General features: G+C 60.7%; 10 protein-coding genes and 1 pseudogene. 6 read left to right on the forward strand and 5 right to left on the reverse strand.

Going from position 1 to position 11,213, the window contains the following annotated elements:
• The first annotated feature begins 251 nt into the window (after nucleotides 1-251).
• Nucleotides 252-422 carry a hypothetical protein gene (locus tag KGB23_RS28275; protein ID WP_165353242.1) on the forward strand — a complete coding sequence of 57 codons (171 nt, stop codon included), beginning with the start codon at nucleotides 252-254 and terminating at the stop codon, nucleotides 420-422.
• An 8-nt stretch (nucleotides 423-430) separates the two neighbouring features.
• On the opposite strand, the gene KGB23_RS28280 is transcribed toward KGB23_RS28275, so the two are convergent.
• Nucleotides 431-1,627 (reverse strand): multidrug effflux MFS transporter, encoded by a 1,197-nt coding sequence (locus tag KGB23_RS28280; RefSeq protein ID WP_223433433.1) that lies wholly within the window; start codon nucleotides 1,625-1,627, stop codon nucleotides 431-433.
• Between the two features lie 93 nt (nucleotides 1,628-1,720).
• On the reverse strand, nucleotides 1,721-1,918 hold the full coding sequence (locus tag KGB23_RS28285; protein WP_223433434.1) for a heavy-metal-associated domain-containing protein: 198 nt from the start codon (nucleotides 1,916-1,918) through the stop codon (nucleotides 1,721-1,723).
• Between the two features lie 147 nt (nucleotides 1,919-2,065).
• On the opposite strand from KGB23_RS28285, the gene KGB23_RS28290 reads away from it, so the two are divergent.
• The 3 genes from KGB23_RS28290 (at nucleotide 2,066) to cueR (ending at nucleotide 5,424) form a co-directional block, all read left to right on the forward strand.
• Nucleotides 2,066-2,449: a hypothetical protein gene (locus tag KGB23_RS28290; protein WP_046044720.1), complete on the forward strand. Its 384-nt coding sequence runs from the start codon at nucleotides 2,066-2,068 to the stop codon at nucleotides 2,447-2,449.
• Between the two features lie 171 nt (nucleotides 2,450-2,620).
• Nucleotides 2,621-5,014 carry a heavy metal translocating P-type ATPase gene (locus KGB23_RS28295; protein WP_223433435.1) on the forward strand — a complete coding sequence of 798 codons (2,394 nt, stop codon included), beginning with the start codon at nucleotides 2,621-2,623 and terminating at the stop codon, nucleotides 5,012-5,014.
• Nucleotides 5,011-5,424, forward strand: coding sequence for a Cu(I)-responsive transcriptional regulator (gene cueR / locus KGB23_RS28300; RefSeq protein WP_008156539.1), 414 nt, complete (start codon nucleotides 5,011-5,013; stop codon nucleotides 5,422-5,424). The genes KGB23_RS28295 and cueR overlap by 4 nt, the downstream gene beginning before the upstream one ends.
• Here cueR and KGB23_RS28305 read toward each other — a convergent pair.
• Nucleotides 5,378-6,592, reverse strand: coding sequence for an MFS transporter (locus tag KGB23_RS28305; protein WP_223433436.1), 1,215 nt, complete (start codon nucleotides 6,590-6,592; stop codon nucleotides 5,378-5,380). The two genes, cueR and KGB23_RS28305, sit on opposite strands and share 47 nt — an antisense overlap.
• 297 nt (nucleotides 6,593-6,889) lie before the next feature.
• Nucleotides 6,890-7,783, reverse strand: a complete 894-nt coding sequence (locus KGB23_RS28310) for a PA4780 family RIO1-like protein kinase (protein WP_223433437.1) — start codon at nucleotides 7,781-7,783, stop codon at nucleotides 6,890-6,892.
• Between the two features lie 402 nt (nucleotides 7,784-8,185).
• Here KGB23_RS28310 and KGB23_RS30535 point away from each other — a divergent pair.
• Both KGB23_RS30535 and KGB23_RS30540 read left to right on the forward strand, forming a co-directional pair.
• Nucleotides 8,186-9,274 (forward strand): annotated as a pseudogene (locus tag KGB23_RS30535) (cache domain-containing protein); the annotation flags it as partial.
• A gap of 129 nt (nucleotides 9,275-9,403) precedes the next feature.
• The gene (locus KGB23_RS30540) at nucleotides 9,404-10,132 is read left to right on the forward strand and encodes a methyl-accepting chemotaxis protein (protein WP_371917828.1); all 729 of its coding nucleotides are present in this window, start codon (nucleotides 9,404-9,406) and stop codon (nucleotides 10,130-10,132) included.
• Between the two features lie 207 nt (nucleotides 10,133-10,339).
• Here KGB23_RS30540 and KGB23_RS28320 read toward each other — a convergent pair whose 3' ends face one another.
• The gene (locus KGB23_RS28320; protein WP_223433439.1) at nucleotides 10,340-11,131 is read right to left on the reverse strand and encodes an AraC family transcriptional regulator; all 792 of its coding nucleotides are present in this window, start codon (nucleotides 11,129-11,131) and stop codon (nucleotides 10,340-10,342) included.
• Nucleotides 11,132-11,213 lie beyond the last annotated feature (82 nt).

An 11,213-nucleotide genomic window follows, 5' to 3' on the forward strand; every position in this document is an offset into this window, starting at 1 on the left:
GGGCTTCATCTCACATTACAACCATCGCCGTTGCCATTCCGCTTCGAACCACCTGCCGCCTGCGCTGTTTGAGCAGCAAGCGGCTTAATGCTCCTACAGAGCGGTTCAAAAAAACTGAACCACTACAATGATCTTTGCCGTCAGTCAGAAGGTTGACCCTTGTCACAATTGCGATCGTATTCGGGTCTACAATCGAGTCCTCTGCGGCACAATCTTTTACGTGACATCTTTTACGAGAGGAGAGATCAGCAATGAAGATCCTGATAAAAGAATTGGCAAAATCCCAGTGGCAAGTCCGTCTGGACCAACACGCCGTGACGTTCCGCAGCGAAGCCGAAGCCCGCGCCTTCACCCGTACCCTTGAAGCGCGACTACAAGCACCTCATCAAATTATTGACCGCCAGCAGCGTGCCGCTGGCTGAGTCCGCCCTCAGACCTGGGCTTGCGCCAGCGCCCGGGCATTTTGCAAACGCCGGGTGAGCATCGCCACGCTCACCACCAGAATTCCGCACAAGCTGATGACCATGGCCATCGGCATGGCGCTGCCATCGTGTAAAACGCCCACCAGTGCTGCTGCCCCGGCGGCAACGCTGAATTGCAGGCAACCGAGCATTGCCGACGCACTGCCGGCGCGAGCGCCCTGCCCGTTCATGGCGCAGGCCGAGGCGTTGGGGAGGATGCAACCGAGGCTGGCGATGCAGACAAACAGCGGAATCAGCAATGGCCATAGCTGCGCGGTGTGCAGCGAACTGACGGCCAGTAGCGCCAGGCCCGCGCCGACGTAGATCCACACGGTGCGCGCCAGCAAGAACGCCGGGCCACGCTTGGCCAGCAATCGTGCGTTGAGCTGCGCGACAAGAATGAAGCCCGCCGCGTTGGTACCGAACAGCCAGCCGAAATGCTCGGGCGGCACGCCATACAGCTTGATGAAGACGAACGGTGAACCGGCGATGTAGGCAAACATCCCGGCGATGGCGATGCCACCGGTCAAGGCGTGGCCGAGGAACACCGGGTCCGACAACAGTCGACCGTACTGACGCAACGCGCCGGACAACGGTTGACGCGGCACATGGGCCGGTAGACTTTCCGGCAACCCCAGCGCCACGGCCAACCCTGCCAGTGCACTGAAACCGGTCAACACGAGAAAGATCGACTGCCAGCCGGTGGTGTTGACCAGCAGCCCGCCCAACATGGGCGCCAGAATCGGCGCCAGGCCCATCACCAGCATCAGCTGCGAAAAGACTTTCGCCGAACCCACCGCATCGCATTTATCACTGACAATCGCCCGCGCGATCACCATCCCCGCGCACCCGCCCAACGCCTGAACGAAACGTGCGCCGATCAGCCATTCGAGGTTCGGCGCATAGGCGCAGGCCAGGGAGGCTGCGGTGAACAGCCCGACACCGGTCAGCAAGGGAATGCGTCGCCCGAAACGATCCGCCACCGGGCCGTAAGCCAGTTGACCGATGGACAAGCCAAGGAAATACGCCGCCAGGGTCAACTGAACGTGTTTTTCATCGGTAGCGAAGGCGAGCGCCATCGCCGGGAAGGCCGGCAGATAGAAATCGATCGCCAGCGGACCGAAGGCGCTCAAGGCGCCAAGAATCAAAATGGTACGGAAATTCATCAGGCATCCAGTTGGACAGGGTCGGCAGCCCCACAGTCTAGCCGCGCATGGAAGCCTTGAACATTCCGTTAGGTCGCTAACTATTAAAAAGCTTCAGGCGACTTTCGCCGCGTAGCCTTCTTCGGTGATCACCGCGATCACCTGATCCGCCGACAAAGCACTCTCGACACCGACTTCTTTCGCAGCCAGATCGATACGCACGCTGGCCGCAGGATCCTTGGCTTGCAGCGCCTGGGTGATGGCTTTGACGCAGTGACCGCAGGACATGCCTTGAACGTTGAACACTTGCATGAGATGACTCCTTGAGTAAGGTTGCGTGCAGTCTTGAGCTTGCCACCGTGGCAAGGTCAAGTTCTGAAGTGAACTGCCGGGCTGGCAATCAGCGTCGCGCTCGGCCAAGCTGCGTCCATCAATGACTCGACATCAGGAGATTCAGCCATGCGCTGGTCAGCTCTCAGCCTGTTTGGCTTTCTCAGCCTATTTGCCGCGACACCTTCGGTTCAAGCCGCCGGGGAGGACTATGGCGTACTGATCATTTCCCGCGAGCGCCTGGAAGTCGCGACCTCCTGCGAGATCGGCGTGTACATTCACGATCAGCTGTCGGCGCGGTTGTTCCAGGAACAAAGCACCTCGTTCAATCTGCCGCCGGGTAATGTCTCCTTGCGCCTGAAGCTGCTGCCGGGCCAGGCGCCGGGTTGCAACCCGGGCATGCTCGCACCGGGTTCGCAGAACATCACGCTCAAGGCCGGTGACGTGTTGAAGTTCCGGATTGCGATGACGCAGGAAGGGATGTACCTGAAACCTGCCGCTCTCGAATACTGAGTCGCCTGTAAAAAAGATCGCAGCCTGCGGCAGCTCCTACGGGATCGGGTTACCACGCGGTCAATGTAGGAGCTGCCGCAGGCTGCGATCTTTTGATCTGAGACATGGCGCTTGACCTTGCCAGCATGGCAAGGTTGATCCTGTAGATATCTTCTACAGGGAGCGTGACCGATGTCCGAATCCACCACTTTCGATCTGCCGATTGCCGGCATGACCTGCGCCAGTTGCGCCGGGCGTGTCGAGCGTGCCTTGAGCAAAGTCATCGGCGCCTCTGCCGTCAGTGTCAACCTGGCCACCGAACAGGCCCGGGTTCATGCGCCCAGCGACAGCCTGCCGGCCTTGATGGATGCCGTGCAGCAGGCGGGTTACAGCGTGCCGCAGCAGAGTCTGGAATTGAGCATCGACGGCATGACCTGCGCCTCTTGCGTCGGCCGGGTCGAACGGGCGCTGGCCAAGGTGCCGGGAGTCAAGAGCGTCAGCGTCAACCTGGCCAACGAACGTGCTCACCTTGAGCTGCTCGGTCAGATCGATCCGCAAACCTTGATCGCTGCCGTGACCAAGGCTGGCTACAGCGCCAGTGTCTGGGAAGTCGAACACCCGCAAACCGATAATCAACAACAACGCCTGCACCGCGAGCGTTGGGCCTTGATCATGGCGATCGTCCTCGCCTCGCCGTTGGTGCTGCCGATGTTGCTGCAACCCTTCGGCGTGCACTGGATGCTCCCGGCCTGGGTGCAATTCGCGTTGGCCACGCCGGTGCAATTCATCTTCGGTGCGCGCTTTTACGTCGCGGCCTGGAAAGCCGTGCGCGCCGGTGCGGGCAACATGGATTTGCTGGTCGCGTTGGGCACCAGCGCCGGTTATGGCTTGAGTCTTTATGAATGGGCCACCGCCGCCGGGCGCATGCCGCACCTGTATTTCGAAGCATCGGCGGTGGTGATCGCTCTGGTGCTGCTGGGCAAATACCTGGAAAGCCGCGCCAAACGCCAGACCGCCAGCGCCATTCGCGCCCTCGAAGCCTTGCGCCCGGAACGGGCGATTCAGGTGATCGATGGCCGCGAGCAGGACGTCGCCATCAGCGCCTTGCGCCTCAATGATCTGGTCATGGTCAAACCCGGCGAACGCTTCCCGGTGGACGGTGAAGTGGTCGAAGGCCAGAGCCACGCCGACGAAGCGCTGATCAGCGGCGAAAGCCTGCCGGTGCCCAAACAACCCGGCGACAAGGTCACCGGCGGCGCGATCAATGGCGAAGGCCGGTTGCTCGTTCGCACCCTGGCCTTGGGCGCGGAAACCGTGCTCGCCCGCATCATCCGCCTGGTGGAAGACGCTCAAGCAGCGAAGGCGCCGATCCAGAAACTGGTGGATAAAGTCAGCCAGGTGTTTGTGCCAACGGTCCTGCTGATTGCGTTGGCCACCTTGATTGGCTGGTGGTTGTACGGCGCGCCGATGGAAACGGCGCTGATCAATGCCGTGGCGGTATTGGTGATCGCTTGCCCTTGCGCGCTCGGGCTGGCCACACCGACAGCGATCATGGCCGGCACAGGCGTGGCGGCGCGCCACGGGATTCTGATCAAGGACGCCGAAGCGTTGGAGCGTGCCCATGAGGTCAGTGCGGTGGTCTTCGACAAGACTGGCACGCTGACCTCGGGTACCCCGCGCATCGCTCATTTGAGCGCAATCAACCATGACGAAGCGGCCCTGCTGCAAATGGCCGGCGCCCTGCAACGCGGCAGCGAGCATCCGCTGGCCAAGGCGGTGCTGGACGCTTGCGCCGAACGCGGCTTGATCGTGGCCGATGTCAGCGACAGTCAATCGCTGACTGGCCGAGGCATCGCCGGCACTCTCGACGGTCGTCGATTGGCGTTGGGCAATCGTCGTCTCCTGGAAGAGAGCGGCTTGAGCCCCGGTGAATGGGCGGAGTCTGCTGCCGCATGGGAAACCGAAGGCCGGACCCTGTCCTGGCTGATCGAACAAAGCCCCGAACTTCGTGTGCTGGGCCTGTTCGCTTTCGGCGACACCCTCAAACCCGGCGCGCTGCAAGCCGTGCAACAACTCAACGCACGCAACATCAGCAGCCACCTGCTGACCGGCGATAATCGCGGCAGCGCCAAGGTGGTTGCCGAGGCGCTGGGCATCAAGGATGTCCACGCCGAAGTACTGCCGGCGGACAAAGCCGCCACCGTCGCCGAACTGAAAAAAACCGGCATCGTGGCCATGGTCGGCGACGGCATCAACGACGCCCCCGCCCTGGCCGCCGCAGACATCGGCATCGCCATGGGCGGTGGCACCGACGTTGCGATGCACGCGGCCGGGATCACCCTGATGCGCGGCGACCCACGGCTGGTGCCGGCGGCGCTGGAGATCAGTCGCAAGACCTACGCGAAGATTCGTCAGAACCTGTTCTGGGCCTTCGTCTACAACCTGATCGGCATTCCGCTGGCAGCGTTCGGCTTCCTCAACCCCGTGCTGGCCGGTGCGGCCATGGCGTTGTCGAGCGTCAGCGTGGTGAGCAATGCGCTACTGTTGAAAACCTGGAAACCCAAGGATCTGGAGGACAACCGATGAACATCGGCCAAGCGGCCCGCCAAAGCGGTCTGAGCGCGAAGATGATCCGTTATTACGAATCCATCGGCTTGCTCAAGGCCGCCCATCGTACCGACAGCGGCTATCGGGTGTACGGCGACGACGACCTGCATACCCTGGCGTTCATCAAGCGTTCCCGGGACCTGGGGTTCTCACTGGAGGAGGTCGGCAAACTGCTGACCCTCTGGCAGGACCGCCAGCGAGCCAGCGCCGATGTGAAGGCCCTGGCCCGTCAGCACATCGACGAGCTGAACCAAAAAATCCGCGAACTCGGCCAACTGCGCGACACCCTGCAGGACCTGGTCGAACACTGCCACGGTGATCACCGTCCCGACTGCCCGATCCTCAAGAATCTGGAGTCGGGCTGTTGCGCACAACCCGCTCGCCCCTGATTGCCAGCCCCTTCACCACCAACAACGTGGTGAGGGGAATCCCGTGGAACAACAGCACCACGGCACCCGGCGTCCACCATGAATAGAACGGCGCGGCGATCAGCATGCCGACGCCGAACCCGGTCATTTGCAACAGCGTCAGGAAGCTGAAAATCGGCAGGCGCAGGCTGTCCGGTTCACGCTGTAGCCGCGACATCAGGCCGACTTCCGCGAAACCGTCGCCCAATCCCGCCGGCAGCGAGAACAACAGCAAACCGTAGAGCGTTTGCTGCTGAAACATCAGGATGAAGCCACAGGACATCAGCAACACACCAAAGAAGAATCGTCGCTCCAGGTTCACGTTGTCCGAGCCTTTCAGCCGGCTGGCGATGCGCGCGCCGATGAGTTTTCCGCAGGCCCAGACCGCCAACATCAGTCCCAGCGTGGTGCTGGCCGACTCGGGCGTCAGCAGTCTGGAAATAATCGGAAAACCCACGTTGTGCGCGGCACTGCCAAGGGTGTCAGCCATGGCCACGGCGAGCATCGCCGCCACCACCGGTGTGCTGCGCAGTCCCTGGAGCAGCGCCGCCCATTCACCACGCTCGTGGCTGGGTTCATCACTGGGCGCAGGTTTTGAGAAGCGCAGCGGCAAGATGAACAACGCGGCCAGCAGATAAGTGACCACGTTCAATGCAAACACCGTTTCAAAGCCGAATGCCGCCACCAATAGCCCTGACACCAGACTTCCACCGACCATGGCGGCCGACGACGCCGAGGTGATCCAGGCGTTGGTCTTGAGCAAATGCTCAGCTTCGATCAAGTGCGGCAATTGGCTGTTCAGGCCGATGGCGAACATCGAGTTGCCGAATCCCAGACCGAAAGCGATCACCGGTAACAGCAGCATCTGCTGGGCGACCGGCAGCACCAGCAGCAGACCCAGCAGCCCGGCGCGCAACAGGTCGAAGGCAATCAACGGCAGGCGCCCGGCCCAGCGGCGATAAAACGTCGTACCGATGAGGCTGGCGAATACTCCACCGGCCACGCGGCTGGCGAGGAAGATGCCGACGCTCATGGCGCTGTTGCTGAGCAGGTAGACGTAGGTGGCCAGGGCGACCATGTTGAGGAAGGCGCCGAAGTCAGAAACCAGACGGGCGGTGATGATCAGTTGGGCGTTGCGGGTGGTGTTCACATTCAGTCCTTGAGTGTGGGTTGGGTCGGTGGGCAGTAAACGTGATTTTGTGTGGATCTGAAAGCCACCCCTCACCCTAACCCTCTCCCCAGAGGGTAGAGGGAACTGACCGAGGTGTATTTCGAGGTACATCGACCTGAGATTCCGAGTCGAACTCAGGTTTTGAAAAACATGAAGATCGGCTCCCTTTCCCCTCTCCCCCGTGGGGAGAGGGCTGGGGTGGATCTATCTGACACCACACGACAGCTCCTATTGCCCATAAAAAAACCCGGCCGAAGCCGGGTTTTTATTAACCGATCACTGCATCCAGGGCGGAGGCGGCTCTTCGGTTTTGCCCGGTGGCGCGTCGTCAGCAGCGCGGATCGCTTGCTTGCGCTCTTCATCAAGGCGTGCCGCCTCGATCTCGCGCATGATCCCGCCAACATCGGCCAACTCTTCCGGCTCATCGAACTCGCCGGTCAAGACGCTGGCCGGGTGCAAGGTGCCGGCTTCGAACAGGGCCCACATTTCCTTGGCGTACTTGGTCTTTTTCAACTCCGGCGCAAACCGCCCGAAGTAGGACGCCATGTTGCCGACATCCCGCTCCAGCATGCTGAACGCGTGGTTGTTGCCCGCCGCGTCGACCGCTTGCGGCAGGTCGATAATCACCGGGCCGGTCGGGGTCAGCAGTACGTTGAACTCCGACAGGTCACCGTGCACCAGACCGGTACACAACATCAGCACGATCTGCGAAATCAGGAACGCGTGATACTCGCGTGCCTGATCCGGTTCCAGCACCACGTCGTTCAGACGCGGCGCGGCATCACCGTACTCATCGGCCACCAGTTCCATCAACAGCACGCCTTCAAGGAAGTCGTAAGGCTGAGGAACCCGCACGCCAGCACCGGCCAGACGGAACAATGCCGCCACTTCGGCATTCTGCCAGGCGTCTTCGGTTTCTTTCTTGCCGAACTTGGAGCCCTTGGCCATCGCTCGAGCCTGACGGCTGTTGCGCACCTTGCGGCCTTCCTGATACTCGGCCGCCTGACGGAAACTGCGTTTATTCGCCTCCTTGTAGACCTTCGCGCAACGTAACTCGTTGCCGCAGCGCACCACATAAACAGCTGCTTCTTTACCACTCATGAGTGGGCGCAGCACCTCGTCGACCAGACCGTCCTCGATCAGGGGTTCAATGCGTTTTGGAGTCTTCATCAGCTTTTATTGGGGGTCCTTTATTACCAAACACGCGAAAGTCATTCGTTATACGGCAATCCACTCATTCGGGGGAGGGGTTGCCGACCTATGAACGTTCCTGTGACCGTCAAGAAGCACACAATGTGCCGGTTTAATCAGTCAGCAACCGCCGGTCGTCATCGGCCGCCACAGATCATAGCTGACCCTGCGTCACTTGTTGCTGAAGGGCTAAGCAGGTATTTGCGACAGTAGCTGACATCTCGATTCATACCCTTCGTAGGATTTTTCTTAATAGGCCTCAATTTCCGCCTCGGCCGGCCGAAGTCATCAGAGACAAAGTGATTTGTCCGACAATCGTTCTGCCAATAATCCGCGAGTCATCTGCACTGCGTGGGCCTACAAGAAAAATCTGGAGCGCGGATGAACATCAAACAGAAGTTGACCTGGGCGTTTGCAATCATCGCCTGCTTGCCGGTGGTGCTGGTCGCTACCCTGGTTGTGCTGAACTTGCGCAGTGATGCCAAGGACAGTTTCGTCGATGGCAGTGGCCGTGAAATTCGTCAGGTCAGCAACGCCATGCAACTGTTCTTTGACGGCATCAGCCAGAACGTGGATTACCTGGCGACCCAACCGCTGATCAAGAACTCCGACGACAGCCTCAAGACCTACATGAGCGCCAACGCCGAGAGCATTCCCCAAGGTGAGATGGACAAGAAAGTCTTCGGCCTCCTTCAGGACCTGGGTAACAGTCACCCGTCCTACGCTTATGCCATCCTCGGCACCGCGGCGGGCGGTTATGTGTCCTGGCCGGACGATGCCAAGCTGAACAATTACGACCCGCGCCAACGCCCCTGGTACAAGGCTGCCCAGGCCAAACCGGGCAAACCGTTCCGCACCGAGGCCTATTACTGGGCCCAGGACGACGCGACGTACGTCAGTACCGTGCGCACCATCGACAACAAATTGGGCACCAATGGCGGCGTGGTCAGCATCGACGTGACGCTCAAGCAGCTCACCGAAATCGTCAAACAGATCAAGCTCGGTGAAACCGGCTACCTGATGCTGCTGGAAAACACCGGCACCGTGCTGGTCGATCCGAAGCAACCGGAACACAACTTTAAAGCGCTGAGCAGCCTCGGCGAGGGCTACGCGCAACTGGCCAAGGCCGGCAAAGGGCTGGTGGAAGTCGAGCTGAACGGCGAACGCTACATGGCCAACGTCTGGCCGTCGGAGCAGCTGGGCTGGACCTTTATCGGCCTGATCAAGCAGACCGACGTGATGAGTTCGGCCACTCAACTGACCTGGCTGATCGCGATCATCGCCGCCGTACTGGCCGTGCTCTTCGCCATCGTCGGCGCCAGTTTCGCAAGCCTCATCGTGCGACCAATCCGCAGCGTGGCCAGCGGTCTGGAAGGCATCGCCCAAGGTGAAGGCGACCTGACCAAGAACCTGCAAATCCGTGGCAGCGATGAAACCGCGCAACTGGCCAACTGGTTCAACCAGTTTTTGGCGGCGATTCGCAACCTGATCCAGAGCATTGGCGGCGCCGCGACCAAGATCCTCGCCACCTCCAAGAGTTCGACCCAGGTCTCCAGCGACATGGCCGAAGCCGCCGGGCGTCAGCGCGAAGCGGTGGACATGGTTTCCACGGCGTTCCACGAAATGGTCGCCACCGCCAACGAAGTCGCGCGCTCTTGCAGCCAGGCGGCGGAATCGGCCGACAGCGGCCAGCGCCAGGCGCGTGAAGGTCAGCAGCAGATTGATGCGGCCGTGACCAGCGTTGATCGCTTGAGCCAGGAAATCGAACAGTCGGCCCAGTCGATGCAACAGCTCGAACGCGACAGCAACGACATTCAGTCAATTCTCGGGACCATTCGCTCAATTGCCGAACAGACCAACCTGCTGGCACTGAACGCGGCCATTGAAGCGGCGCGGGCCGGTGAACAGGGTCGTGGGTTTGCGGTGGTGGCCGATGAAGTTCGGGCACTGGCCAAACGCACGGCCGATTCCACAGCGGAAATCGACGGTTTGCTGGGTAACCTCGCCAAACGCACCAGTCAGGTGACTCAGCAAATGCACGCCAGCCTGGAAGTGTCCCAGCAATCGGTGACGCGGATCGGTGAAGCACGCAGCAGCTTCGGGCTGATTCGGGAATCGGTGGACGTGATTCGCGACATGAACACCCAGATCGCTACCGCGGCGGAAGAACAGCATCAGGTGGCTGAAGACATCAATCGGCACATCAGCCAGATTCATGGTGATGCGCAGTTGGTGGCGGAACTGGCGAACTCGGCGCGGCTGGATTCACAGAGTCTGGCGGGGTTGTCGAATGAGCTGGATGGGTTGGTTCGGCGGTTCAGGACTTGAGAATTGGGGTGGTTTTAGATCCACCCCTCACCCCAGCCCTCCCGAAACGTCGGACCGCCCCAGAGGGGAGAGGGGGAAAGGGAGCCCATCTCCATCGCCTTCAAATCCTGAGCTCGACTCGATATTTCAGGTCGAAGAATTTCTCGAGATATCCCCAATAAGTCCCCTCGCCCCTTGGGGAGAGGGTTAGGGTGAGGGGGCTGGTTTTCACTGCCGAAACAATTCTCCCGGGGTAAACCCGAACAGGCTTTTGAACGCCGCAATAAACGCCGAAGTCGAGTCATACCCGCAAGACAGCGCGGCATTCGTCACGCTGTCCCCCTCCTCCAGCAAACTCAACGACGACAGCAACCGCATCCGCTGTCGCCACCCTCGAAAGCTCAACCCGGTTTCCCGCTGAAAGAGTCGCATCAAGGTCTTCTCCGAGGTGCCCAACCGCTCGGCCCACGCCTGCAAGGTCACATTGCGCTCAGGGCTTTCGATCAGCTCGTTGCACAACCCGAGCAACCGTTCATGGCGCGGTAACGGTAGCGAGAAGCCGACCTCCGGCAGATGCGCCAACTGATCCAGCAGCACACTCACCAGCCGCGATTCCTGGCTGTCGCCCTGTGGATATTCAACCGGCAGCAAACAAAAACTCTTGATCAGCTCCCGGGCCAACGGCGTCACTTCCAGCACCCGGCAACGCCCGTCCGCCCATTCACAATCCTCGCGGCGCACATAGAGGCTGCGCATCTCGGCGCGCATCGAAGTCACCACCTGGTGTTCGAGATCGGCCGGAATCCAGATTCCCCACTGCGGTGGCGCAAAGAAACTGCCTTCGGCGGTGTGCACGCCGAGAACACCGCTGATCGCGTAGGAGAACTGCACCCAATCGTGCCGATGGGGCGGCGTCCATGAACCGGCGTTGAGACTTTCCGCACGGGCATACAGCGGACGCGGCAGCGCCGTCAGCGTCGGAATCGTCCGCTCGAGGGAAAGTTGTCCGTTAGTCGGCATTGATTGGCCTTATGTCGCAAGACGGCTGATGGAGCCGACGTTAGGCTAAGTCACCAATTCTTACAAATGTATTCGGTGCCTG

The organism is Pseudomonas sp. GL-B-26, from assembly GCF_019947405.1.
Taxonomy (GTDB): Bacteria; Pseudomonadota; Gammaproteobacteria; order Pseudomonadales; family Pseudomonadaceae; genus Aquipseudomonas.

Excerpts from the sequence above, each read along its gene's own strand:
- KGB23_RS28320 (WP_223433439.1), bottom strand. The coding sequence starts at position 11,131 with ATGCCGACTAACGGACAACTTTCCCTCGAGCGGACGATTCCGACGCTG.
- cueR (WP_008156539.1), top strand. The coding sequence starts at position 5,011 with ATGAACATCGGCCAAGCGGCCCGCCAAAGCGGTCTGAGCGCGAAGATG.
- KGB23_RS28280 (WP_223433433.1), bottom strand. The coding sequence starts at position 1,627 with ATGAATTTCCGTACCATTTTGATTCTTGGCGCCTTGAGCGCCTTCGGT.
- KGB23_RS30540 (WP_371917828.1), top strand. The coding sequence starts at position 9,404 with ATGGTTTCCACGGCGTTCCACGAAATGGTCGCCACCGCCAACGAAGTC.
- KGB23_RS28295 (WP_223433435.1), top strand. The coding sequence starts at position 2,621 with ATGTCCGAATCCACCACTTTCGATCTGCCGATTGCCGGCATGACCTGC.
- KGB23_RS28285 (WP_223433434.1), bottom strand. The coding sequence starts at position 1,918 with ATGCAAGTGTTCAACGTTCAAGGCATGTCCTGCGGTCACTGCGTCAAA.
- KGB23_RS28310 (WP_223433437.1), bottom strand. The coding sequence starts at position 7,783 with ATGAAGACTCCAAAACGCATTGAACCCCTGATCGAGGACGGTCTGGTC.
- KGB23_RS28275 (WP_165353242.1), top strand. The coding sequence starts at position 252 with ATGAAGATCCTGATAAAAGAATTGGCAAAATCCCAGTGGCAAGTCCGT.
- KGB23_RS28290 (WP_046044720.1), top strand. The coding sequence starts at position 2,066 with ATGCGCTGGTCAGCTCTCAGCCTGTTTGGCTTTCTCAGCCTATTTGCC.